General features: G+C 70.6%; 23 protein-coding genes, 1 tRNA gene and 1 pseudogene. 13 read left to right on the top strand and 12 right to left on the bottom strand.

Going from position 1 to position 23634, the window contains the following annotated elements; translation table 11 throughout:
• Window positions 1-74: 74 nt before the first annotated feature.
• The gene (locus tag ACIA8F_RS00705) at window positions 75-944 is read left to right on the top strand and encodes a rhomboid family intramembrane serine protease (protein ID WP_399375993.1); all 870 of its coding nucleotides are present in this window, start codon (window positions 75-77) and stop codon (window positions 942-944) included.
• 106 nt (window positions 945-1050) lie between these two features.
• On the opposite strand, the gene crgA is transcribed toward ACIA8F_RS00705, so the two are convergent.
• A complete protein-coding gene (crgA, locus tag ACIA8F_RS00700) occupies window positions 1051-1305 on the bottom strand; it encodes a cell division protein CrgA (protein ID WP_399375992.1) in 255 nt (84 codons plus the stop codon).
• 91 nt (window positions 1306-1396) lie between these two features.
• Between crgA and ACIA8F_RS00695 the strand changes: the two genes are divergently transcribed.
• From ACIA8F_RS00695 to ACIA8F_RS00670, 6 genes and pseudogenes are all read left to right on the top strand, one after another.
• Entirely contained in the window at window positions 1397-2173 is a 777-nt protein-coding gene (locus ACIA8F_RS00695) for a DUF881 domain-containing protein (protein WP_399375991.1), read from the top strand.
• Window positions 2142-2918: a class E sortase gene (locus ACIA8F_RS00690; RefSeq protein ID WP_399375990.1), complete on the top strand. Its 777-nt coding sequence runs from the start codon at window positions 2142-2144 to the stop codon at window positions 2916-2918. Before ACIA8F_RS00695 ends, ACIA8F_RS00690 begins: the two co-directional genes overlap by 32 nt.
• Before the next feature lie 65 nt (window positions 2919-2983).
• Window positions 2984-3184, top strand: coding sequence for a hypothetical protein (locus ACIA8F_RS00685; RefSeq protein WP_254382427.1), 201 nt, complete (start codon window positions 2984-2986; stop codon window positions 3182-3184).
• The gene (locus ACIA8F_RS00680; RefSeq protein WP_399375989.1) at window positions 3181-3819 is read left to right on the top strand and encodes an aminodeoxychorismate/anthranilate synthase component II; all 639 of its coding nucleotides are present in this window, start codon (window positions 3181-3183) and stop codon (window positions 3817-3819) included. The genes ACIA8F_RS00685 and ACIA8F_RS00680 overlap by 4 nt, the downstream gene beginning before the upstream one ends.
• Window positions 3820-3974: 155 nt before the next feature.
• Window positions 3975-4652, top strand: a pseudogene (locus ACIA8F_RS00675) (class E sortase); the annotation flags it as partial.
• 10 nt (window positions 4653-4662) lie between these two features.
• A complete protein-coding gene (locus ACIA8F_RS00670) occupies window positions 4663-5382 on the top strand; it encodes a class E sortase (protein WP_399375987.1) in 720 nt (239 codons plus the stop codon).
• 21 nt (window positions 5383-5403) lie between these two features.
• Here the strand turns inward: ACIA8F_RS00670 and ACIA8F_RS00665 are convergent, their stop codons facing one another.
• The 7 genes from ACIA8F_RS00665 to ACIA8F_RS00635 all read right to left on the bottom strand — a co-directional run bounded on the left by ACIA8F_RS00665 (window position 5404) and on the right by ACIA8F_RS00635 (window position 14734).
• Window positions 5404-6441 carry a restriction endonuclease gene (locus ACIA8F_RS00665; protein WP_399375986.1) on the bottom strand — a complete coding sequence of 346 codons (1038 nt, stop codon included), beginning with the start codon at window positions 6439-6441 and terminating at the stop codon, window positions 5404-5406.
• Window positions 6442-6569: 128 nt separating this feature from the next.
• Window positions 6570-8603: a Stk1 family PASTA domain-containing Ser/Thr kinase gene (gene pknB / locus ACIA8F_RS00660; RefSeq protein ID WP_399375985.1), complete on the bottom strand. Its 2034-nt coding sequence runs from the start codon at window positions 8601-8603 to the stop codon at window positions 6570-6572.
• A gap of 214 nt (window positions 8604-8817) precedes the next feature.
• The gene (locus ACIA8F_RS00655) at window positions 8818-10284 is read right to left on the bottom strand and encodes a peptidoglycan D,D-transpeptidase FtsI family protein (protein WP_399375984.1); all 1467 of its coding nucleotides are present in this window, start codon (window positions 10282-10284) and stop codon (window positions 8818-8820) included.
• Window positions 10281-11705 (bottom strand): FtsW/RodA/SpoVE family cell cycle protein, encoded by a 1425-nt coding sequence (locus ACIA8F_RS00650; protein ID WP_399375983.1) that lies wholly within the window; start codon window positions 11703-11705, stop codon window positions 10281-10283. Before ACIA8F_RS00650 ends, ACIA8F_RS00655 begins: the two co-directional genes overlap by 4 nt.
• A 31-nt stretch (window positions 11706-11736) precedes the next feature.
• A complete protein-coding gene (locus ACIA8F_RS00645) occupies window positions 11737-13212 on the bottom strand; it encodes a PP2C family protein-serine/threonine phosphatase (protein ID WP_399375982.1) in 1476 nt (491 codons plus the stop codon).
• Window positions 13213-13362: 150 nt separating this feature from the next.
• Entirely contained in the window at window positions 13363-13869 is a 507-nt protein-coding gene (locus tag ACIA8F_RS00640; protein WP_399375981.1) for an FHA domain-containing protein, read from the bottom strand.
• 10 nt (window positions 13870-13879) lie between these two features.
• Window positions 13880-14734, bottom strand: coding sequence for an FhaA domain-containing protein (locus ACIA8F_RS00635; RefSeq protein WP_399375980.1), 855 nt, complete (start codon window positions 14732-14734; stop codon window positions 13880-13882).
• Window positions 14735-15027: 293 nt separating this feature from the next.
• Between ACIA8F_RS00635 and ACIA8F_RS00630 the strand changes: the two genes are divergently transcribed.
• Window positions 15028-15110, top strand: a tRNA-Leu gene (locus ACIA8F_RS00630).
• Between the two features lie 144 nt (window positions 15111-15254).
• Here the strand turns inward: ACIA8F_RS00630 and ACIA8F_RS00625 are convergent.
• From ACIA8F_RS00625 to ACIA8F_RS00615, 3 genes are read right to left on the bottom strand one after another with little or no spacing between them, the layout of a single operon-like run.
• Window positions 15255-15758: a TetR/AcrR family transcriptional regulator gene (locus ACIA8F_RS00625; RefSeq protein ID WP_399375979.1), complete on the bottom strand. Its 504-nt coding sequence runs from the start codon at window positions 15756-15758 to the stop codon at window positions 15255-15257.
• Window positions 15755-17428, bottom strand: coding sequence for a phytoene desaturase family protein (locus ACIA8F_RS00620; RefSeq protein WP_399375978.1), 1674 nt, complete (start codon window positions 17426-17428; stop codon window positions 15755-15757). The genes ACIA8F_RS00625 and ACIA8F_RS00620 overlap by 4 nt, the downstream gene beginning before the upstream one ends.
• Window positions 17425-18372 carry an ACP S-malonyltransferase gene (locus tag ACIA8F_RS00615; protein ID WP_399375977.1) on the bottom strand — a complete coding sequence of 316 codons (948 nt, stop codon included), beginning with the start codon at window positions 18370-18372 and terminating at the stop codon, window positions 17425-17427. Before ACIA8F_RS00615 ends, ACIA8F_RS00620 begins: the two co-directional genes overlap by 4 nt.
• Window positions 18373-18655: 283 nt before the next feature.
• Between ACIA8F_RS00615 and ACIA8F_RS00610 the strand changes: the two genes are divergently transcribed.
• The 5 genes from ACIA8F_RS00610 (at window position 18656) to ACIA8F_RS00590 (ending at window position 22242) form a co-directional block, all read left to right on the top strand.
• Entirely contained in the window at window positions 18656-18931 is a 276-nt protein-coding gene (locus ACIA8F_RS00610) for an acyl carrier protein (protein WP_399375975.1), read from the top strand.
• Complete coding sequence (locus ACIA8F_RS00605; protein WP_399375974.1) at window positions 18924-20180, top strand: beta-ketoacyl-[acyl-carrier-protein] synthase family protein; 1257 nt, start codon at window positions 18924-18926, stop codon at window positions 20178-20180. The genes ACIA8F_RS00610 and ACIA8F_RS00605 overlap by 8 nt, the downstream gene beginning before the upstream one ends.
• Window positions 20177-21283 (top strand): beta-ketoacyl synthase N-terminal-like domain-containing protein, encoded by a 1107-nt coding sequence (locus ACIA8F_RS00600; RefSeq protein WP_399375973.1) that lies wholly within the window; start codon window positions 20177-20179, stop codon window positions 21281-21283. Before ACIA8F_RS00605 ends, ACIA8F_RS00600 begins: the two co-directional genes overlap by 4 nt.
• Window positions 21284-21412: 129 nt before the next feature.
• Window positions 21413-21838, top strand: coding sequence for a MaoC family dehydratase N-terminal domain-containing protein (locus tag ACIA8F_RS00595; RefSeq protein WP_399375972.1), 426 nt, complete (start codon window positions 21413-21415; stop codon window positions 21836-21838).
• The gene (locus ACIA8F_RS00590) at window positions 21835-22242 is read left to right on the top strand and encodes a MaoC/PaaZ C-terminal domain-containing protein (protein WP_399375971.1); all 408 of its coding nucleotides are present in this window, start codon (window positions 21835-21837) and stop codon (window positions 22240-22242) included. Before ACIA8F_RS00595 ends, ACIA8F_RS00590 begins: the two co-directional genes overlap by 4 nt.
• Here ACIA8F_RS00590 and ACIA8F_RS00585 read toward each other — a convergent pair.
• Window positions 22145-23551 (bottom strand): MFS transporter, encoded by a 1407-nt coding sequence (locus tag ACIA8F_RS00585; RefSeq protein ID WP_399376245.1) that lies wholly within the window; start codon window positions 23549-23551, stop codon window positions 22145-22147. The two genes, ACIA8F_RS00590 and ACIA8F_RS00585, sit on opposite strands and share 98 nt — an antisense overlap.
• Window positions 23552-23634: the final 83 nt, after the last annotated feature.

Here is a 23634-nt window from a genome sequence, read left to right as displayed (position 1 = left end):
CCTCGATACGTACCGGACGGGCACGGGCGTTCCGCCGTCCTCACCGCTGCGCTCTCCGCCGACCGAGGGGACCGATGGACACCGACCGTATTCCGGGCTGCTACCGGCACCCGGACCGCGAGACCGGGATCAGCTGTACCCGCTGTGAGCGGCCCATCTGCCCCGAGTGCATGATCAGCGCCTCGGTCGGCTTCCAGTGCCCCGAGTGCGTCCGCAGCGGCTCGGGAACGGGCCACGGGGCCGCGGCCAACGCTCCGCGCACGATCGCGGGCGGGGTGGTGGCCGCCGATCCGCACCTGGTCACCAAGATCCTGATCGGGATCAACGTGGCGGTGTTCCTCTTGGTGACGGCCGTACCCAGCCTCGATAGCGATCTGGTGATGCTGGGCCGGTACGGAGACCAGTTCGGCGTCTCCACCGGCGAGTACTACCGGCTGCTGACCTCGCCGTTCCTGCACGTCGAGTGGTGGCACATCTTCAGCAACATGCTCGGCCTGTGGTTCATCGGCGGACCGCTGGAGCAGGAGCTCGGCCGGGCCCGCTATCTCACGGTGTATCTGCTGTCCGCCCTGGGAGGCAGCGTCGCGGTCTATCTGCTGACCGAGCCGACCGTCCCGACCCTCGGTGCCTCCGGAGCCGTCTTCGGCCTGCTCGGCGCCACCGTGGTGCTGTTCCGCCGGATGCGGTACGAAATGCGCCCGCTGATCACCATGGCGGTGCTCATGCTGGTGCTGACCTTCATGCCGGGGCTGAACGTGTCCTGGCAGGCCCATATCGGTGGTCTGATCACAGGTGGTCTGGTCGCGGCGGGCTTCCTGTGGCCCACAAAGGACATGGGCGCGCGGAATCGCACATTGGTCCAGTGGGGCACCTGTGTGGCGGTGTTCTTGCTGGCCACAGCCCTGATCGTGGTCCGGACCGCCGAGCTTTCCGCACTCACCTGATCACACCGGCGTCAACTCTCCACAGAGTTATCCACAGATCTTCTGTCTTTTCCTCAGGTGTGGATGACGCTGTGGATAACTCATGGGGAGAGCTTGCGGAGCCGGGCTACTTCCACTGCGTGGAGACGCCGAATCCTGCCGCAATGAAGCCGAATCCGACCACAATGTTCCAATTTCCGAGGGCTTCGACCGGAAGCTGGGTCTCGGACAGATAGAAAACGACGATCCATGCCAGACCGATCAAGAAGAACGCCAGCATGACCGGGGCGACCCAGTTGCGGTTCGTCAGCTTGATCGACTGCGGCGTCCGCGTGGGGGGCGGCGTGTAGTCGTCCTTCTTGCGGATACGTGACTTCGGCACGAGGGGCTCTCCTGTCGATGGGCTGGGGACCTGGCCTGCCCCGGGCGTCCGTTAGCGTAGTGGACCTGTGGCGTTGAAGGAGAAGGGTACGTTGAGCAATTCCGACGACTCCTCCGCGGGTCCCCGTCGCCGTGCCAGACCGGTCCGGCTGCTCACGGCCGCCGTTTTCGCTCTCGCCGGCTTGATCTTCGTCACCAGCTTCAACACCTCCAAGGGTACGAACATCCGGACGGACGCCTCGCTCCTCAAGCTGTCCGACCTGATCCACGAGCGCAGCCAGAACAATCTGGAGCTGGAGAAGACCACCGCCACCGCGCGCGACGAGGTCGACGCGCTCGCCGACCGCGACAACGGGAGCACCAAGGCCGAGGACGCCAGACTGGCCGCCCTGCGCGCCGCCTCCGGCACCGACGAGCTCAGCGGCAAGGCCGTGACGGTCACCCTGAACGACGCGCCCCCGAACGCCACGGCCCGCATCCCCAACGTGCCCGAGCCGCAGCCCAACGACCTGGTGATCCACCAGCAGGACCTCCAGGCCGTGGTCAACGCCCTCTGGCAGGGCGGCGCCGAAGGCATCCAGGTGATGGACCAGCGGCTGATCTCGACCAGCGCCGTGCGCTGCGTGGGCAACACCCTGATCCTCCAGGGCCGGGTGTACTCGCCCCCGTACAAGGTGACGGCCGTCGGCGACCCGGGCGCGCTGAAGAAGGCCCTCGCGGCCTCCCCGGCGCTGCAGAACTACCAGCTGTACGTGAACGCGTACGGGCTCGGCTGGAAAGTGGACGAGCACAAGGCGCTGACACTGCCGGGCTACTCCGGCACAGTGGACCTCCACTATGCGAAGCCGCTGGAGTCCGCCACCCCGTGAGCGCACCGTCGACGTGCCGCGCCTGCTGGTGCGCACGTTCAGCGAGGTGTGCCTGACCGCGGGCTCGCTCATCGTGCTCTTCGTGGCCTACGTCCTGCTGTGGACCGGGGTCAAGGCCGACCAGGCCATGGACGGGGAGATGGCCCGCATGCGCGACCGCTGGTCCGCGGCGCCCGCGGCCGCCCCGCAGCCCGCCCCCTCGGCCGCCCCCTCGGCCGCCCCCTCGGCCGCCCCCTCGGCGGCGCCGTCGGCCGCCCCCGAGCCCGGCACGTACCCGCCGGGCCGGGCCTTCGCCGAGATGTACGTCCCGCGCTTCGGCCCCGACTGGAACAAGCCGGTCCTGGAGGGCACGGGCACCGAACTGCTGAAGAAGGGCCTGGGCCACTACGCCGGCACGGCCCGGCTCGGCGGCACCGGGAACTTCGCGGTGGCCGGCCACCGGCGCACGTACGGGGACCCCTTCAAGGACATCCCCAAGCTGCGGCCCGGCGACCCCGTGATCCTCAAGGACGCCACCGGCTGGTACACGTACACCGTCCGGGCCGAGGCGCTGCGCACGCTCCCCACCGAGGTCGGCGTGGTCGATCCGGTGCCGAGCCGCTCGCCCTTCGGCGGGCCGGGCCGGTACCTGACGCTGACCACCTGCGACCCGGAATGGGGGCACAGCCACCGGCTCGTGGTCTGGGCGGAACTGACCGGTGTGCGGATCCTCGCGCAGGGTCCGCCCGAGGGTTTGCCAAGGTGACCCTCCGCGCCGGGCGGCTGGCTTTAGGCTGTGGACGTACCGCCCCTGCGGTGCGTTGAACGATCGTGGACGAAAAGGACACAGGCGGCATGTACGGCTGGATCTGGCGGCATCTGCCGGGTAACGCGTGGGTACGCGTGATGATCTCCCTCGTGCTGGTGCTCGCGGTGGTGTTCGTGCTGTTCCAGTACGTCTTCCCGTGGGCCGAGCCGCTGCTTCCGTTCAACGATGTGACGGTGGACGAGGGATCGGGAGCGACTCCGTGAGCGCGCGCATTCTGGTTGTCGACAACTACGACAGCTTTGTCTTCAACCTGGTCCAGTACCTCTACCAGCTCGGCGCCGAGTGCGAGGTGCTGCGCAACGACGAGGTCGAGCTCGCCCACGCCCAGGACGGCTTCGACGGCGTCCTGCTGTCCCCGGGCCCGGGGACCCCCGAAGAGGCCGGCGTCTGCGTGGACATGGTCCGCCACTGCGCGGACACGGGCGTACCGGTCTTCGGCGTCTGCCTCGGCATGCAGTCGATGGCCGTCGCCTACGGCGGCGTGGTCGGCCGGGCCCCGGAACTGCTGCACGGCAAGACCTCGCCGGTGGTCCACGAGGGCCTCGGCGTCTTCGAGGGACTGCCCTCGCCCTTCATCGCCACCCGCTACCACTCCCTCGCGGCCGAGCCGCCGACCCTCCCGGACACCCTCGAGGTCACGGCGCGGACCGAGGACGGGATCATCATGGGCCTGCGCCACCGCGAGCACGACGTCGAGGGCGTGCAGTTCCACCCCGAGTCCGTGCTGACCGAGTGGGGCCACCGGATGCTCGCGAACTGGCTGGTGCGCTGCGGTGACGCGGGTGCGGTGCAGCGCTCGGTGGGGCTCGCCCCGGTGGTGGGCAAGGCCGTCGCGTGACGGCGCTCGCGCCGTCCGCGCCCACCGAGGGCCGGGCCGCGCGACGCAGGGCGGCACAGGAGGCCGAGAAGCGCACGCGTGCGCGGGGCCGGGGCAGGGGCCGGAGTCAGGGCAGGGGCCGGCGGCGCAGGCGGCCGGCCTCGGGCGGGCCGGTCGTGGTCCTCAGCAGGCTGGCCGGGGAGCTGTTCATCACGCTGGGCCTGGTGATGCTCCTCTTCGTCGGCTACCAGCTCTGGTACACGAACTTCCTGGCGGGCCGGACGGCCGATCACGCCGCCGGCTCCCTGCTCCAGAACTGGGACCGCGATCCGGGCGGGGCGGCCGCGCCGCCCGTGGCGGCGTTCGAGCCGGGCCAGGGCTTCGCGATCCTGTACATCCCGAAGCTGGACGTGAAGGTGCCCGTCGCCGAGGGGACGAGCAAGGCGAAGGTGCTCGACAAGGGCATGGTCGGTCACTATTCCGACGGGCCGCTCACGACCGGGATGCCGGCCGATCCCCAGGGCAACTTCGCGCTGGCGGGCCACCGGAACACGCACGGAGAACCGTTCCGCTACATCAACCGGCTGGTGCCCGGGGACAAGATCGTGGTGGAGACGCGGGACGCGTACTACACGTACGAGATGACCTCGCAGCTGGCGCAGACCCCGCCGTCGAACGTCTCGGTCATCAAGCCGGTGCCGGTCGGATCGGGCTTCACTTCCCCGGGCCGGTACATCACGCTGACCACCTGCACCCCGGAGTTCACCAGCACCTACCGGATGATCGTATGGGGCAGGATGACCGGTGAACGCCCCCGCAGCCAGGGTGCTCCGCCCGAGCTGACCAGCCCGTAGAGGATCCGCAGTGTCACGTGTCGCACCGCCCCCGCGCCGCAGCGCCCTCGCGGGGTTCCTGAGCCTGCTGGGCGAGCTCCTGATCACGGTGGGCCTGGTGCTCGGCCTGTTCGTGGCGTACTCGCTGTGGTGGACGAACGTCCTGGCGGACCGGGACGCCTCCGCGCGCGGGGACGCGGTGCGCGAGCAGTGGGACAAGGCGGCGCCCTCGCAGACGGCGGCCGCGGCGCCGGGGGCGCTGGACGTCCAGGGCGGAATCGGCTTCCTGCACGTGCCGGCGATGAAGAACGGCGAGGTGCTGGTCAAGAAGGGCACCGGCTCGGAGGTCCTCAACGACGGGGTCGCCGGGTACTACACGGAGCCGGTGAAGTCGGCGCTGCCGTGGGACCCGGCCGGCGGCAACTTCGCGCTGGCGGCCCACCGCGACGGGCACGGGGCCAAGTTCCACAACATCGACAAGCTGAGGAACGGCGACGCGGTCGTCTTCGAGACCCGCGACACCTGGTACGTGTACAAGGTCTTCGCCGAGCTGAGCCAGACCTCGAAGTACAACGTGGACGCGATCAGCCCGGTCCCCAAGGAGTCGGGGAAGACGGCCCCGGGCCGCTACATCACCCTGACGACCTGCACACCCGTCTACACCTCGAAGTACCGCTACATCGTGTGGGGCGAACTGGTCCGCACGGAAAAGGTCGACTCGAAGCGCACCCTCCCTACGGAGCTGCGCTGAGGCGGCGCACCGTCTTCGAAGTCAGCGCAGGACCTGGAGCCGGACTCCGGCGCTCCAGGCCTCCAGAAGCCCCCTGTGGACGGCCGTGACGCCCCCCTGAGCGGCGATGGCCAGGGACTCCCGGGTGAAGGCGCAGGTGGCCACGTAGAGGGCCACGTCGGCCCGGTGCAGGACCTTCGAGGAGCCGAGGAACTTCTGCATCTCGCCGCTGAGCACGTGCCGGAACGGCGCGAAGTTCTTGCACTGCACGGCGACGGTCCGCCCGTCGGCGGTCCGGGCGGTGATGTCGACCCCGCGGTCGCCTCCGTGCCCGCCGTACACCTCCACGTCGGTGCACCCGTCGCGCCGGAGCAGCTCCGCGACGTGCAGTTCGAACTCCTTCCAGGTCATGGCGTCGATCGTGCCGATGACCCCGGTGAGGGCCCGCACGTCCTGGCCGCGCTGGAGGCGGCTGAGCTGGAGGTCGTGCTCGACGAGCTTCATCTGGATCTGCTGGACGTCCTCCCGGAGGGAGATCAACTCCCGCCGCTGTTCGCCGGCCGTCTCGATCAGGACGTTCAGCATCGGCACGACGGTCTTGCCGAGCACGTCGGTGATGCGGGTGTCGATCCGCTCGTCGACCTCGGCCCAACTGTCCCTGTGGACAAGGTTGTCCACAGGGCGTGTGCGGACCTCGGTCTCCGCGTCGAGGAGGTACGTACGCACCTGACGTGCGACTTCGCTGTCCCTGAGGAGCATGCCGACGTTCAGGACGGCCCGGCGGGGGAATACGGCGAGTGACCGAGTCTGTGACCGAACGTCACTGAGTTGCTTGAAGTAACTCAGTTCTGGACCGGTCAGAACCCGGTAGCCGTTGGACTCCATTTCCTCGCGGTGGTCGAACAGTAGGGCGCGAATGGCGACTTGGGTGACCTCGTAGTACGCCGCCACCATCGCCGTCGTGACATGCAGCCCGTCCGGCAGGAGGGACAGGGCCTTCACCTTGTCCAGCACCTCTGTCCGTCCCAGGACGCTCGTGCGCAGAGTGCGGGACTCCAGCAGCACCGATTCGTTGATCATGACCCGTCCCTCTCCGGGCGGGCTCTGCTGCCCGCCCCGTCCGGGCTAACGAATTTCGTACATATGAAGACACGTACGAAACGGCCCCGGTCCCTCTCGGGGAGAGGGACCGGGGCCGGTGGTGCGGGCTAGTTGCCGCCGAGGCCTCCGAAGAAGCCGCCGCCGCCGTCGTTGCCGCCGTTCTGCTGGTTGTCGGGGACCGTGTTCACGTTGATGACCGAGCCGGCGGTCGTCGGGGTGCCGACTCCCGGGTCCGTGCTCAGGATCTTCGCGCGGCCGTCCGAGGAGCCCGACAGGACCGATCCGAGGATCAGGCCCTTCGAGGCGAACTCGGCCCGGGCCTGGTTGAGGGTCTTGCCGACCACGTTCGGGACCGTGAGCTGCTGGACCGGCTTGGCGACCGAGATGTTGACCGTCGAGCCGACGTCGACCTGGCTGTTGAGGCCGGGGTCCTGGCTGACGACCGTCTTGGGGGCCGTGCCCGGGGCCGCGTCCACCTCGGTGACGCTGCCGAGCTTCAGCTTGACGGCCTGCAGGGCCTTCTGGGCGTCGGCCTGGTTCTTGCCGGTCAGGTCGGGGACGGTCACCTTGGAGACTTCCTTGGCCACCGTCACCGTGATCGTCGAGCCCTTCTCGGCCTCGCCGTTCTTCGGGGCCTGGTCGATGACGGTGCCCGCGGGCCGCTCGGACTCGACGACCTTCTTCTCGATCTGGAAGCCCTTTTCCTGGAGGGCCTTCTCCGCGTCGGCGATCGCCAGGTTGATGACGTTCGGGACGAGGACCTTGGGGGCGCCCGTGGAGACCTTCACCTTGACCACGGAGTTCTTGGCGACCTTCACGCCCTCGGCCGGGTTCTGCTCGCAGACGCTGCCCTTGGGGGCGGCGTCGCAGGCCATTTCCCCCTCCTGCTCGACGACGAGGCCGACGTTGATGGCGTTCGACTTGGCCGCTTCGAGGGTTTCGCCGATGAGCTTGGGGACCGCGGGGCGGTTGTCGGCGGTGTTGCTGAAGAGGGAGCGCCCGATCAGGATCGCGCCGACCAGCACGAGGATGCCGGCGGTGACCAGCAGGATCGTGGAGGCCTTGCTCTTCTTCTGCGGACGCCGGCCGCGGCCGCCCTGGTCGTAGCCGTTCGGGTCCTGGTACCCGTTGTTCCCGTAGCCGCCGTTGCCCGGTGCCATCGGCGGGAGCATGGAGGTCTGGTTCGGGTCGGCGGTGCGCAGGGCCGTGGTGGGCTGGTCGTAGCCCTGGTGTCCGTAGCCGTTGCCCTGGTCGGGGTAGCCGTAGCCGGCGACGCCCATGGAGGCGGTGGCGGCGACGGGCTGGCCGTCGAGGCAGGCCTCGATGTCGGCGCGCATCTCGTCGGCGGACTGGTAGCGGTAGTCGGCGTCCTTGACCAGCGCCTTCAACACGATCGCGTCCATCTCGGGCGTGATCTCGGAGTCGAAGTTGGACGGGGGCTGGGGCTCTTCCCGTACGTGCTGGTAGGCGACGGCGACCGGGGAGTCACCGATGAACGGCGGCCGGACGGCGAGGAGCTCGTACAGCAGGCAGCCGGCCGAGTAGAGGTCGGAGCGCGCGTCGACCTGTTCGCCCCTGGCCTGCTCCGGGGAGAGGTACTGGGCGGTGCCGATGACGGCGGCGGTCTGCGTCATGGTCATGCCGGAGTCGCCCATGGCGCGGGCGATGCCGAAGTCCATGACCTTGACCTGGCCGGAGCGGGTCAGCATCACGTTGGCGGGCTTGATGTCGCGGTGCACGATGCCGGCGCGGTGCGAGTACTCCAGCGCCTGGAGGATGCCGATGCACATCTCCAGGGTGCGCTCGGGCAGCAGCTTGCGGCCGGAGTGCAGGAGCTCGCGCAGGGTCGAGCCGTCGACGTACTCCATCACGATGTACGGGATGGAGATGTTGTCGACGTAGTCTTCGCCGGTGTCGTACACGGCGACGATCGCCGGGTGGTTGAGCGACGCGGCCGACTGGGCCTCGCGGCGGAACCTGGCCTGGAAGGACGGGTCGCGGGCGAGATCGGCGCGCAGGGTCTTGACGGCGACGGTACGGCCGAGCCGGGTGTCGTGGGCGAGGTAGACCTCGGCCATGCCACCACGGCCGAGCACGTGGCTCAGCTCGTACCGGCCGCCGAGGCGACGCGGCTCTTCCATAACGTGCAGCCCTCTCCGTCAGTCCCGACCGCACCCGTGTGTGGTCCGGCGGTGTGCTGTTCGCGCAAAGGCTACCGGCCGATCGTCGGTGATCGGTTCGTGACCACAGGCTGATACCGGACCGGTACCGTACGCTCGCATCCGGGCGGGAATGGTGACCCGGATCACATCTGTGTGCCCCTTGCGGCTCTCGCGTGGCGATCGGCCCCGCCCGTCACCCCTTGTTGCTCTTGAGCACGGCCTGCATGACGGCCTTGGCCACGGGGGCCGCGAGGCCGGCGCCGGAGATGTCCTCGCGGTCCGCGCTGCTGTCCTCGATGACGACGGCCACGGCGACCGGCGAGCTGCCGTCGGCGTTCTGGGCGTAGGAGATGAACCAGGCGTACGGGCGCTTCTTGTTGCCCTCGCCGTGCTGGGCGGTGCCGGTCTTGCCGCCGACGACGGTCCCGTCGATCTTGGCGGTGGTGCCGGTGCCGTTCTCGACGACGTTGACCATCATGGCCCGGATCTTCTCCGCGTTCTGGGGGGAGAGGGGCCGGCTCATTTCCTGCGGTTCGTGCTTCTCGATGACGTCGACGTTGGGCGACTGCAGCTGGTCGACCATGTACGGCTTCATCAGCTTGCCGTTGTTGGCGATGGCGGCGGTGACCATGGCCATCTGGAGCGGGGTGGCCGCGGTGTTGAACTGACCGATGGAGCTGAGGGCGTTGCCGTCCTTGCCCATGGTCTTGTCGTAGACGCTGGCGAAGGCGCGGACCGGGGTGTCGATCTTGTCGTTGTTGAAGCCGAACTTCTCGGCGGTCTTCACCATGTTGTCCCGCCCCACCTTGTCGCCCATGTTGGCGAAGACGGAGTTGCAGGAGACCTGGAGGGCGTAGTTGAGGGTGGCCTTGCCGCAGTTCGGGGCGTGGTTGACCATCTCGGTCTTGGTGCCCGGCAGGATGTACGGGTCCTCGGTGTCGGTCGGCGCGTTGATGTCGGTGACGACGCCGTTCTCCAGGGCCGCGGCCGCGGTGACCACCTTGAAGGTGGAGCCGGGCGGGTAGGTCTCGCGCAGGGCGCGGTTGACCAGCTTCTTGTCCTCGCTGTCCTTGAGCTCGACCCAGGCCTTCTCGTCGGTCTTGGAGTTGCCGGCGAAGGAGGTGGGGTCGTACGAGGGGGTGCTGACCAGGGCGAGGATGGCGCCGGTGCGCGGGTCGATCGCGGCGACGGCGCCCTTCTTGGAGCCGAGCTTGTCGAACGCGGCCTTCTGGGCGGCGGTGTTCAGCGTGGTGACGACGTTGCCGCCGGCCTTCTTCTCGCCGGTGAACATGCCGATGGTGCGGTCGAAGAAGAGCCGGTCGTCGTTGCCGGTGAGGATGCCGTCCTCGAGGGACTCGAGCTGGGTGGAGCCGAAGGCCTGCGAGGCGTAGCCGGTGACGGGGGCCCAGAGCGGGCCGTTGTCGTAGGTCCGCTTGAACTTGTAGTCGCTGCCGTCGGTGACGGCGGAGCCGGTGACCGGCTTGCCCTCGACGATGATGTTGCCGCGTTCGGTGGCGTACTGGGCGATCTGGACCCGGCGGTTCTCCTTGCGGGTGCTCAGCTCTTCGGCCTTGACGTACTGGAGCCAGTTGGTCCGCACGAGCAGTGCCAGGACGAGCAGACCGCAGAAGATCGAGATGCGGCGCAGGGGCTTGTTCATGACGGGCGGACCACCTGGGTCATCTCGGAGTCGGGGGACGGTGCCGGGGCCGGGGCAGGGCGGCGTGCGGTGTCGCTGATCCGGATGAGGATGGCGATGAGGATCCAGTTCGCGAGGACGGACGAGCCGCCGGACGCGAGGAAGGGCATGGTCATGCCGGTCAGGGGGATGAGGCCCATGACTCCGCCGGCGACCACGAAGATCTGGAGCGCGAAGGCGCCGGAGAGGCCGATCGCGAAGAGCTTGCCGAAGGGGTCGCGGGCGGCGAGGGCGGTGCGCACGCCGCGCTCGATGATCAGTCCGTAGAGCAGCAGGAAGGCCATGACCCCGGCGAGCCCGAGCTCTTCGCCGACGGTGGCGAAGATGAAGTCGGAGTTGGCGGCGAAGCCGATGAGGTCGGAGTTGCCCTGTCCCCAGCCGGTGCCGAGCACTCCGCCGGAGCCGAAGCTCATGATCGACTGGCCGACCTGCTCGCAGGCGCCGGACTTGCTGTAGCAGGCGAAGGGGTCGAGCCAGGCGGTGACGCGGGCCTTGACGTGGCTGGCGGTGGCGCCGACCACGGTGGCTCCGCCCACGCTCATGAGCAGGCCGATGACGATCCAGCTCGTCCGCTCGGTGGCCACGTACAGCATGATCACGAACATGCCGAAGAAGAGCAGCGAGGTGCCGAGGTCGTTCTCGAAGACCAGGACGAGCAGGCTCATCGCCCAGATCATCAGGATCGGGCCGAGGTCGCGGCCGCGCGGCAGGTAGAGGCCCATGAAGCGGCGGCTGGCGAGTGCGAGGGCGTCGCGCTTGACCATGAGGTAGCCGGCGAAGAAGACGGCGATGACGATCTTCGCGAACTCGCCGGGCTGGATCGAGAACCCGCCGACGCTGATCCAGATCTTGGCGCCGAAGACGTCGGCTCCCAGACCCGGGATCACGGGCAGGATCAGCAGCACGAGCGAGGCGGCCATGGAGATGTACGTGAACCGCTGGAGCACGCGGTGGTCCTTGAGGACTACCAGGACGCCGGCGAACAGGGCGATGGCGAGCGCCGTGTACATCATCTGCCGGGGCGCGGACTCGGAGAAGTTTCCGAAGGAGCGCTTCGCCAGGTTCTGCAGGCGCTCCGACTGGTCCAGGCGCCAGATCAGGACGAGGCCGAGCCCGTTGAGGAGCGTGGCGATCGGCAGCAGCAGCGGGTCGGCGTACTTGGCGTAGCGCCGGACGACGAAGTGCGCGATGCCCGCCAGGACGCCGAGGCCGAGCCCGTAGGTGAGCATGCCCGGGGGCAGCTTCCCGTGGAGCGACATGCCGGCGTTGGCGTAGGCGAAGATCGGGATGACCACGGCGAAGGCGAGCAGCAGGAGCTCGGTGTTCCGCCGGCTCGGCGCCTCGATGGCGCCGATGGTGGTCGTGTTGGTGACAACGCTCATGGTGTGGCGGGCCCCCTGTGCCCGCGTATGTCTACTGCTTCTCGCACAGGCCGACGACCTGCTGCTCGGCGGCAGTCAGCTCGGGGCCGGGTGTTTGGTTGCCCGCGGCCTCGGCGGCACGCCGTTCCTCGTCCTTCTTGCACGCGGAGGTCTGGGTGCCGAGCTCGTCGATCTTCGTACGGGCGGAGTCGAGGCTGCCTTCGCTGATCGTGTCCACGACCTGCTTGCGCTTGAAGGGCGGCAGGTACTTCAGTTCGATGTCGGGGCGGTCGGTCTCCACCTTGGAGAGCTCCAGCGGCCCCAGCTTCTGGCTGATCCCGCGGAAGAGCGCGACGTGCTCGTCCTTGACCCCGACGTAGAACTGCGTCTGGGTCCAGCGGTAGCCCGCGTACAGGCCGCCGCCGATGACGCCGAGGACCACGAGCAGCGTCAGCGTGCGCGTGGTCCACTTGCGGCCCTTGGCGCGGCGCCTGCGGGGGTGGTCGTACGTGTCCTCGTACCCGGAGTCGCCGTCGTACGGGTCGGCCTCGCCGAAGCTGCCGTACGCGTCGGCTCCGCCGCCCTGTCCCTGGGCGCCGTAACCGCCGTAGCCGGGGGCCTCGCCGCTGCCGGGAGGGCCGAAGGCACCGGCGGGCGGGGGGCTCTGGCGGCCGAGCCCGGAGGCGCGGCCGGCCGGCGTCTGCATGGCGTTGCCGCCGTCGAAGAGCTGGTGGTGCTGGTTCTCGGCGACCGCGCCGACGACGACCGGGGTGTCGTTGACCTGCGCGGCCAGGGTGTCGCCGCTGTCGGTGTCGAGGACGTCGGCCACGATGCAGGTGATGTTGTCGGGGCCGCCGCCGCGCAGCGCGAGCTGGATGAGGGAGGCCACGGTCTCGCGGGGGCCGTGGTAGTCGGCGAGGGTCTCTTCCAGGGTCTGGTGGGAGACCACGCCGGAGAGCCCGTCGGAGCAGATCAGGTAGCGGTCGCCGACCCGGACCTCGCGGATGGAGAGGTCGGGCTCGACGATGTCGCCGCTGCCCAGGGCCCGCATCAGCAGGGAGCGCTGCGGGTGGGTGGTGGCTTCCTCTTCGGTGATCCGGCCCTCGTCGACGAGGCGCTGCACCCAGGTGTGGTCCTGGGTGATCTGCGTGAGGACGCCGTCGCGGAGCAGGTAGGCGCGGGAGTCGCCGACGTGGACCAGGCCGAGGCGCTGGCCCGTCCACAGCAGGGCGGTGAGCGTGGTGCCCATGCCCTCCAGCTGGGGGTCCTCCTCGACCATGACGCGCAACTGGTCGTTGGCGCGCTGCACCGCGGTGCTGAGCGCGGTGAGCATGTCGGAGCCCGGGACGTCGTCGTCGAGCTGTACGAGGGCGGAGATCACCTCGGAGCTGGCGACCTCGCCGGCGGCCTGGCCGCCCATGCCGTCGGCGATCGCGAGGAGGCGGGGACCGGCGTAGCCGGAGTCCTCGTTGCCCTCCCGGATCATGCCCTTGTGCGATCCGGCGGCGAACCGCAGGGACAGACTCATGCGCACCTGCCCTGTCGACGAAGTTGGTGCCCCGGAAGACAACCGGTCTCGAGCCACACTGCCCACCCTCCGGCCTGGAGCGCGCTCGGGTCCGTGTCCCCGGTGGGACGGACCGCTGCGGCTCGCTCGCTCCGCTCGCTCATTCTCGTACTACTTCCGCAGCTCGATGACGGTCTTGCCGATGCGGATCGGGGCGCCCGGCGGAATGGGCGTCGGGGTGGTCAGCCGGGTCCGGTCGAGATACGTGCCGTTGGTGGACCCGAGATCCTCGACGATCCACTGACCGTCACGGTCGGGGTAGATCCTGGCATGCCTGCTGGAGGCGTAGTCGTCGTCCAGCACGATCGTGGAGTCGTGGGCCCGGCCCAAGGTGATCGTCTGACCCGCGAGGGCCACCGTGGTGCCCGTGAGGGTGCCCTCGGAGACGACGAGTTTGGCCGGCGCACCGCGGCGCTGGCGCTGCTGCGGTGGAGCAGCGGCCTGGCGGCCCTGCTGCTGCGCGGGGGCGCCGGAAGCGCCCCCGCCGCGTCGGGAACCGCGCTGCGTGACTCTCGTACCGAAGAGATCGCTGCGGATGACCTGAACGGCCACGATGACGAACAGCCACAGAACGGCCAGGAAACCCAACCGCATGACCGTCAGGGTCAGCTCTGACATTGCCCCCGCTTCACCCTTCGGCTTGCCGGTAAATGATGGTGGTGCTGCCCACGACGATCCGTGAACCGTCGCGGAGCGTAGCGCGGGTGGTGTGCTGCCCGTCCACCACGATGCCGTTGGTGGACCCAAGATCCTGGATCGTCGAGGGCGTTCCGGTCCGGATCTCACAGTGCCGGCGCGATACGCCGGGATCGTCGATCCGCACGTCGGCCTCGGTGCTTCGGCCGAGTACGAGCGTAGGGCGCGAGATCTGGTGGCGGGTGCCGTTGATCTCGATCCAGTGGCGCCGGACGGCGCCGCCGGAAGGTACGGGGGCCGGTCCGCCCGGTGTTCCGGGGCTCGGCCGGCGTGTGCCGGGTCCGCCCGGGGGCGGTCCTGCGGGCATCGGCGGCGCGGAGGCCGGGGGGTACCCGTAGCCGCCGGGCTGGGCCGGGGGGGCCTGGTGGCCCTGTCCCTGGCCCTGGCCTGGCTGGCCGGGGGACTGGGACGTGCTGGCGGCGAGCGTGCGGCTGCGGACCCGGTAGAGCCCGGTGTCCAGGTCGTCGGCCTTCTCCAGCTGGACCTTGATGGGGCCCATGAAGCTGTAGCGCTGCTGCTTGGCGTAGTCGCGGACGAGGCCCGCGAGCTCGTCGCCGAGCTGGCCCGAGTAGGGGCTCAGGCGCTCGTAGTCGCCGGTGCTCAGCTCCACGATGAAGTCGTTGGGGACGACGGTCCGCTCGCGGTTCCAGATGGTGGCGTTGTTGTCGCACTCCCGCTGGAGGGCGCCGGCGATCTCCACCGGCTGGACCTCGGACTTGAACACCTTGGCGAAGGTGCCGTTCACCAGACCTTCGAGTCGCTGCTCGAACCGCTTCAGAACTCCCATGGGGCACCTCCTCCGTCGTTGTCGCCCTGTACTGCTTACTGATCGTATCCACGCGTGGCGGATTCGGGTGGTTCCCCATCGGTCACGTGCGCATGAGTGTTGGTCCTCACAAGCGATCGTAGGGGCGCCCCGAGGACAGTGTCCCGCACCGGCGGCCGAGTACGGGAGGGGCGGTCGTCGGCGGGCGTCGGGAGAGCACGAAAAGCGATGTGAATCCAGCCCCTGCGACGTGCTAATGTTCCGATGTCGCCAGGGGAACGGCCCGCAAGGGAAGAACCGCTGGTAGTCACTTTGCGCGAGTGGCGGAACGGCAGACGCGCTGGCTTCAGGTGCCAGTGTCCTTCGGGACGTGGGGGTTCAAATCCCCCCTCGCGCACAGATCGAAGAGCCCCTGCTCCGGAGAAATCCGGAGCAGGGGCTCTTTCGTCGTGCCCGGGATGTGGACGGGATGGGGGCGCGGGCGGCGGGGCCGGGGGTGACGAGGGTCTCGGACGGACGGACGGACTGGCGGGCGGGGCGGCTAGGGCGGCGGCGGGGGTGGGGTGATGGCGGCTCTGGTGGTGGCCAGGGCTTCGTGGGCGAAGAAGGCGGTGACGTCGGTGGGGGCGGCGCCGGAGCGGGCGTGGACCAGGTCCCAGAGCTCGCACCAGGAGCGGCGGACGACGGCGGCGAAGGGCAGGTCGTCGAGGGAGGCCGCCGCGGCGACGGCCTGGAGCCGCATCAGCGGGAGGTGTTCCTCGGCGAGGAGGCCTTCGCCGGCCCGGGCCATGGCGTCCAGGGCCTCGGCGCCCCGCAGCCGGCCGGCGGCCAGTTCGTACACCGCGGCGGTCCGCTCGAAGGAACGGACCGCCGCGGCCTGGAACAGGGCGCGCTTGGTCGGGAACAGCCGGAACAGGTACGGCTGGGAGAGCCCGGCCCGGCGGGCGATCGTCTCCGTCGAGGTGCCGTGGAAGCCGCCGGTGGCGAATTCGGCGATCGCCGCCCGGAGCACCGTCTCGCGGCGTTCGTCCGCGCTCGGCCTCACGGCAGCCGGCGGGGCGAGGGTCCGCGGGACACCGTCAGGGGGTCCCAGTCCGGGCCGCGCTCCGGGAGGAGTCCCGGGTCCCCGAGAACCGCGCCGGAGTGGACCTCGTGCATGAGGCGGCGGCCCAGGATCTGGCCGGCGCAGGCGATGCCGCTGACCGCCGAGCCCGTGATGCCGTTGCCGTAGCGGGTGTTCGCCCCGGCGATGTGCAGGCCCTCGATGAGGGTGGCGGTGTCCGGGCGGGCTCCGGTGGCGCCCCACTGGGCCATGCCGAAGGGGGTGCCGCCGGTGGAGAGCGTGTACCGCTCCTGGGTGAGCGGGGTCGCCGTCTCCACGTGGGTGATGTGGTCGCGGAACGGGCCGAGGAACTCCTCGGCGGCGTCCAGGACGGACTCCGTCAGGCGGGCCTTCTCCTTGCGGTACGCCGGGTTCTCGCGGTACCGCCCGCCGTCGGCCGGGCCCTCGGTGACGCCCCACCGTTCGAGGCCGGGCGGGCAGAGCGTCATCAGCTGGAAGTTGGAGTGGCCGGGCGGGCAGATGCGGCGGCCGACGTGGTCCTTGCCGGAGGCGAAGGACATGAAGAGGAAGTCGGTCGTGGCGGACGGGGCGGCGGAGCGGAGGTCCTCGTAGTAGCGGCCGATGTCCTCGCCGCGGTACCACCACACGTTGGCGTGGCGCTCGATGTCCTTGTCCAGGGCCACGTAGACGGTGGCCCAGGGCAGTGCCATCCGGGCGTCCCGGGTCTTGGCGGCCAGGCGCCGGGGCAGCCGCTCCTCGCCCACCAGGTCGAGCATGGTGCGGCGGTAGTCGGCGTTCGACACGACGACCGGGGCCGCGGCGGCGCTGCCGTCCGCGAACTCCACGCCGCGGGTGCGGCCTTCCCCGACGGCGATCCGCGTCACCCTGGCGCGGGTGCGCAGGGTTCCGCCGTGCGCGCGGATCACTTCGAGCAGGCCCGCGGCGAGCATCTGCCCGCCGCCCTGCGGGTAGTAGGCGCCGCGGACGTAGTGGTCGACGAGGGTGGCGTGCGTGGCGACGGTGGCCTCGTCCGGGGACATGCCGTAGTTGGGCGACTGGGCGGCGAGCAGGGTGCGGGCGCGGGTGGAGAGCGCGCAGTGGTCGAAGAGCTCGGTCAGGGTCCGCCGCCCCCAGGCCACCGAGTGCGGGGCGAGGCGCTCCAGCTCCGCCATGGGCACGTCCGCGGCGGAGATGATCGCGTCGCGGCGTTCGGTGCCGAGCCCCGCGACGACGTCCAGGAAGGTGTCGATCCCGGCGGCGTCCGCGGGGCAGGCCTCCTGGAGCCGCTCGCGGTACCGCTTCCAGTCCGCCGGCATGTCCAGGGTGGTGCCCCCGGCCACGATGCGGTCGAAGCCGTCGGGGTCCATCTCCTCGTACGGGATCCTGCCGCCGAGCCCCAGGCCGTCCAGGACGGCCGGCAGGATGCCGTCGGGACCGCAGTCGCCGAGGTAGTGCACGCCGACGTCGAACTCGTAGGCGCGGCGTCTGCGGAAGACGTGGCTGTTGCCTCCGGCGACCGGTCCCTGCTCGGCGACCAGGACCCGCTTGCCGCCGACCGCGAGGTAGGCCGCGCAGACCAGGCCGCCGATGCCCGAGCCGATGACGATCGCGTCCCAGCGGGCCGCCGTGTCCGTGTGCGTGGTGGTGTTCATGCGGCGCTCCGTACGAGGGTCCTGGGGACGGCGGGGAGTTGACCGGGCTCGGAGACGGTCAGGCGGGACACGCGGGGCGCGGTCCGGCGGGCCAGTGCGGTGAGGCCGCGGCCGGGGCCGACCTCCACGAACATGTCGCAGTACAGGCCGTCGGCCATCGTGCGCACCGAGTCCGCCCAGCGCACCGGGCCGGTCAGCTGGCGCTCCAGCAGGCCCGGCCAGCCGTCCGGGCCGTGATGCGGCTGCGCGTCGGCGTTGGCCACGACGGGGGCGGATCCGCGGTGGAACTCCGCGGCGGCCAGGGCGGTGGAGAAGGCCGCCGCCGCGTCGGCCATCAGCGGGGTGTGGAAGGCGCCGCCGAGGGGGAGCGGCACGATCCCGGTGGCCCCCAGCTCCCGCGCCAGCGTGCGGCAGCGGGCCACGGAGGCCGGGTCGCCCGCCAGGACCGTCTGCCCGTCCGCGTCGAGGTGCGCGGCCCAGACCCGGCCGCCGGCCTCGCGCACCGACCGGGCGGCGCGCTCCACGGTGTCGGGGGAGAGCCCGTGCACGGCAGCCATGGTGCCGGGGACGGCGGCGGCGGCCTCCTGCACGGCCCGGCCGCGGGCGGCGACCAAGCGCAGGCCCTCGTCGAAGCCGATGATCCCGGCGGCCACGAGGGCGGAGTACTCGCCGAGGCCGTGGCCGGCGCAGACCAGGGGCCGGGCGGCCGCGGGCAGGGCCCGGCGCAGATCGGCGAGGATCACCATCTCCAGGACGAAGGTGGCGAGCTGGGCGCCGTCCGTCCGCGGCGGGTGGTCCGCGCCGAAGGGGTCCAGCAGCAGGCCGGGCACGTCGCGCCCGGTGACCTCGCTCGCACGCTCGGCCAGGAACCAGCTGGGGGAGTCGGCCCAGGGCCGTCCCATTCCGGGGCGCCGCGCCTCCTCGCCGGGAAATATCAAAGCCAACCGTGGACCGCTCATCTCGACCTCTTCTGCCGTCCCGATATCACCATCCCGGTGATTGTGGCAGGGAGGTTTGGAATATCAATAAAACATCGATAAAACCTCCATAAGCCCCGGATGGACCCGCGATAAAACCCCGGGCAAATACCGTACGAGGGGAGTCGGAGCGCGGCGTTGCCACTTTAGGGGAATGTGCTGCCTCTTTGGTTGTGGGGGCCTTGCCCGGTCAATTCATACCCGCATACGGTCCTGTTCGAACGGTTCGAAGGCGACGAGAGGCAAGCGCATGACTCAGCAGACCGTGGCATCCGTGAGCGACTACTACGCGGCTGTCAGTGCGATCGTGAACGAAGAGCTCGAACTGGAGGAGGGCGAGCTCACCGACGGTGGCCACTTCATCGACGACTACGACAGCGACTCGCTCTCCCTCATCACCGTCGTTTCCAGGATCGAGAAGGAATTGGGTGTGGTCATTCCGAAGACCGACCTCGGTGAACTCGTGAACCTGCGTCTCCTGGTGGACGGTGTCGAGCAGTACGCCAAGGAGACCCCGAATGGCTGAGACCGGACCCGCGCGTACGGCCGGAAAGGCGGCGGGAACGTACCGCCGGGTCGTCATCACCGGGCTCGGCGCGGTGTCTCCGGTCGGTATCGGTGCCGATGTTTTCGCGGCCGCCATCCGGGCGGGCGAGAGCGGTACCGGGCCGATCGAGAGTTTCGACGCGAGCGCTTTCCCGCGGCGCAATGCGGGCGAGGTCCTCGATTTCGATCCCGCCGACCACCTCAAGCGCCTCGACCCCTCGCGCTGGGGCCGCAGCGGCCTGCTGGCCGCCGCGGCCGCGCGGCTGGCCATCGCCGACGCCGGGATCGACGAGGGCCAGCTGGAAGCCGCCGGGGCCGGCGCGATCATGGGGACGACCAGCGGGGAGTCCGCCGTCGTCCAGCAGCTGGCCGAACAGTGGATCCAGGGCGGACTGGAGTCGATCGACGGCGGACTGGCCGGACAGACGCCGGCCTCGCGCATCGCCAACGCGGTCAGCTCCGAGCTGCTGCTGACCGGTGACACCCAGACCATCCCGACGGCGTGTTCCGCCTCCAACTACGCGCTCGGGTACGCCTTCGACCTGGTCCGCAGCGGTGAGGCCGACGTGATGCTGGCGGGCGGCGCCGACGCCGTCAACCGGCTGACGCACGCCGGGTTCTACGCCCTCGGCGCGATGGCCGAGGACGTTCCGCGGCCCTTCGCCGCGGACCGCTCCGGCATCGTCACCGGCGAGGGCGGCGCGGTGCTGGTGCTGGAGTCGTACGAGCACGCCCGGCGGCGCGGTGCCCGCATGTACGCCGAGGTCCTCGGGTACGCGGCGAACTGCGACGCCTCCCACATGGTGCACCCGGACGCGACGAGCATCGCGTCGGGCATCCGGGCCGCGCACGAGGCGGCGGGGGTGCGGCCGGAGCAGATCGACTACATCTGCGCCCACGGAACGGGCACCCCGACCAACGACGCCACCGAAGTGGCTGCGGCGCGGGCGGTGTTCGGGGACCGCATACCGCCGATCAGCTCGATCAAGTCGATGCTGGGCCACACCATGGGCGCGGCCTCCGGTTTCGGTGCGATCGCCTGCTGCAAGGCGCTGGAGCAGGACTTCCTGCCGCCCACCGCGCACGTCACCGAGCCGGACCCGGAGCTCGGCGAGGGCGTCGACTGCGTGCCGGGCACCGGCCGCGACGCCCGCCTGAACATCGTGCAGAACCACGGTTTCGCCTTCGGCGGGAACAACGTCATCACCATCCTGGGGAGGGTTTCGTGACCGCCACCGTGGTCGAACCGCTCTACGTGGCTTCGGCGGGGGTCGTCTCCGCGGCCGGTCTGGGGCTGGACGCGCTGGCCGGGCACCTGCTCGGCGGCGACGCGTCCCCCGGCGCGTCCCCCGACGCGTCCCGTGACGAGCCGGTCGGCGAGGACGCGGCGGCGTACCCGCCGCGTCCGGTCCGCGCCGTACGGGGCCTGGACGTCAAGGAGCAGCTCGGACGCAAGGGCGCGAAGTACCTGGACCGGCTGACCTCCTTCGGGCTGGTCTCCTGCAAGGAGGTGCTCCAGGGGATCGAGGTCGACGGGGCGCGCACGGGCGTGGTGCTCGCCACGAACACCGGATCGGTGTCCACGCACAGCACCCTGCTCCACGACACGCTGACCCTGGAGAAGCCCTACCTGGTCAATCCGGGCCGGTTCCCGAACACCGTGATGAACAGCACCACCGGCCAGATCGCCATCCGCAACGGCCTGCGCGGGCTCAACGCCACGGTGGCCGGGGGCCAGACGGCCTCCCTGGTCGCCTTCCGGCACGCCCGGCTGGCGCTCACGCTCGGGCGCGCGGACCGGCTGCTGGTCGGCGGCGTGGAGGAGCTGAGCGCTCCGGCCGCCTGGGCCTGGCACCGTACCGGGGTGCTGCGGGAGGGCGCCGCGCTCGGCGAGGGCGCGGCGGTGTTCACGGTGCAGCCCGACCGGCCCGCCGGCGGGGAGCTCGCCGAGCTCCTCGCGTGCGAGTCACGGTTCACCCCCGATCCGCGCGACTACGCCGACGGGCTGGCGGACGCCGTCTCGCGCGCGCTGGAGCGCAGCGGGGTCGAGGCCGGCGGGATCGACGTCGTCTCCCTCGGGGCCGTGCACCAGCGCGGTCTGGAAGCGGTCGAACGGCGCGGCGTGCGGGCCGCGCTGGGCGGTGCGCCGTCGGCGACCCTGCGGATCGCCGACGCGCTCGGCGAGACGTACAGCGCGAGCGGGGCGATGCAGCTCGCCGGTCTCCTCGCGGTGTGGCGGGCGCAGCCGCCGCGCAGGCGGGTGACCGCGCTCATCACCTCCGTCGGGTGGGACGGCAACGCGGCCGCCCTGGTGGTGCGTTCACCCCGCTGATGTCCGGCCGGCTCACAGCGGCGCCCGCGAACCCTCACGCGGGCGCCGCTGTGCTGTCCGGCCGTCGGTGTTCCCGGTCTCTGTACTCCCGCTCCGGCCCTTGTCGCCCATTCATCGAGGAGAGGTTCCATGCCATCCGCTTTCGACACGTCCTTCGCGGGGCGCACGTACCCGCCGAGCGAGCCCTACGAGGTGGGCCGCGAGACCGTCCGGGAGTTCTCGCGGGCGGTGGGCGGCGAGGCCGGCGACGGCCTGACCGCGCCGCCCACGTTCCCCATCGTGCTGTCCATGCACGCCGAGCGGCAGGTGATCGACGATCCCGGGCTCGGCTTCGACTTCTCCCGGGTCCTCCACCGCGACCAGCGGTTCGAGGCGGTGCGGCCGGTCCGCTCGGGTGACCGCCTCGTCGTCGTGATCGAGGTGCTCGGGGCCGCCACCGTCGACGGCACCGACGTGCTGACCCTGCGCGGACTGGTCCGGGAGGCGGACGGGGACGCGCTGGTGTGCACGACGACGTCCACGCTCGTCTCGCGGCACGGGGAGGACGGCCGATGACCGCCGCCGGAGACACGTTCCCCACCCGTACCTTCCGCGTGACCCGGGCCGATCTCGTCCGGTACGCGGCGGCTTCCGGTGACCACAACCCCATCCACTGGTCCGACTCCACGGCCGCCCGGGTGGGGCTGCCGGGGGTCATCGCCCACGGGATGCTCAGCATGGGACTGGCCGCGACCGCCCTGCGCGGGTGGGCCGGCGAGGAGGCCGTCTTCGCGGAGTACGGGACCCGCTTCACCCGCCCCGTCGTGGTCCCCGACACCGCCGACGGTGTGGAGATCACCGTCGACGGCGCGGTGGCCGAGGTCAGGGAAGACGGCTCGGTTCGGGTCGATCTGACCGTGCGCTCGGGGTCGCAGAAGGTGCTGGCGCGGACCCGGGCCGTGCTGTCGTACGGCCGATAGCCAGTCCCGCGAAGGCGCCCGCGCACACCACGGCGGCCCCCGTCAGCACAGCGCTGCGGAGGCCGCCTTGTACGTACACGAGGGTGAGCACGGCGATGCCGAGGGCGCCGCCGAACTCGCGGATGGTGTTGTTCACCCCGGAGGCCAGATTGTGCTCGTGCTCCTCCACGGAGCCGATGACCGTGGCGGGGTTGGCCGCGAAGACCAGGCCCATGCCGACGCCGGCGAGCACCATGGCGACGACCATCGGCCCGTAGGACACCCCGGGCCGGGCGATCAGCCCCAGCCAGGCCAGGGCGAGGGCCTGGGCCAGGCAGCCGGCGGCCTGGAGCCGCCAGCCGCCCACCCGGTCCAGCAGGGCGCTGGCCACGGGTACGGCCACCATCGGGGCCACGGTCCAGGGCAGCGTGCGCAGGCCCGCTTCGAGCGGGGAGTAGCCCATCGGGCCCTGGAGGAACTGGGCCAGGAAGAAGATGGAGCCGAACACGCCGAAGTACATGGCCATCGCCAGCATGTTGCTCAGCATGAACGGCCGCACCCGGTAGAGGTGGAGCGGGATGAGCGGGTGCGCGGCGGTGCGCTGGCGGTAGGCGAACGCGGCCCCGAGCGCGGCGGTCAGCGCGACGCCGAGGAGCGTGCGCAGGAGCGATGCGTCGGTTCCGGCGGACTGGATGATGGACCAGACCGCGGCCACGACGGTGCCGCACGAGAGCAGGGTCCCCCACACGTCCAGGGGACGGGCCGCTCCCGTCGATTCGCGTACGGCCCAGAGGGCGAGCGGCAGGGCCAGCAGCCCCACCGGAACGTTGAGCCAGAAGATCCAGTGCCAGTCCAGGCCCTGGGTCACCATCCCGCCGGCCATCGGCCCGATGGCGATGCCCAGGCCGTTGACCCCGCCCCACACGCCGACCGCCAGGGCCCGTTTGGCGGGGCCGACCGCGGCGACCGCGAGGGTCAGGGAGACGGGCAGGATCGCGGCGGCCCCGGCGCCCTGCAGGACGCGGGCGGCCATCAGGGCCCCCACCGAGGTCGCGAGGGCGCAGGCGGCCGAGGCCGCGGTGAAGACGCCGATGCCCCAGACGAAGACGCGGCGCCGGCCGATCCGGTCGCCCAGGGCGGCGCCGGCGAGCAGGAGTCCGGCGAAGGGCAGGATGTAGCCGTTGACCACCCATTGCAGGCCGGTCTGGCTGGTGTTCAGGTCTTTCGCGATCACGGCGAGGGCGTTGGTGACCACCAGGTTGTCCACGGCGACCATGAACATGGGCAGCGAGGTCGCCACCAGGGCCCACGCCGGCCGGTCGGCTCTCATCACGGCTTCGTTCCTCTCTAGTCGGTCTAGTAGTCGGGCCAGCAGTCGGCCGGCAGCCGGTCTGTCGGGTGCCGACTGTCGTG

This window comes from Streptomyces sp. NPDC051563, assembly GCF_044454225.1.
Classification (GTDB): domain Bacteria; phylum Actinomycetota; class Actinomycetes; order Streptomycetales; family Streptomycetaceae; genus Streptomyces.
This window is presented reverse-complemented; position numbering and strand designations above follow the sequence as displayed.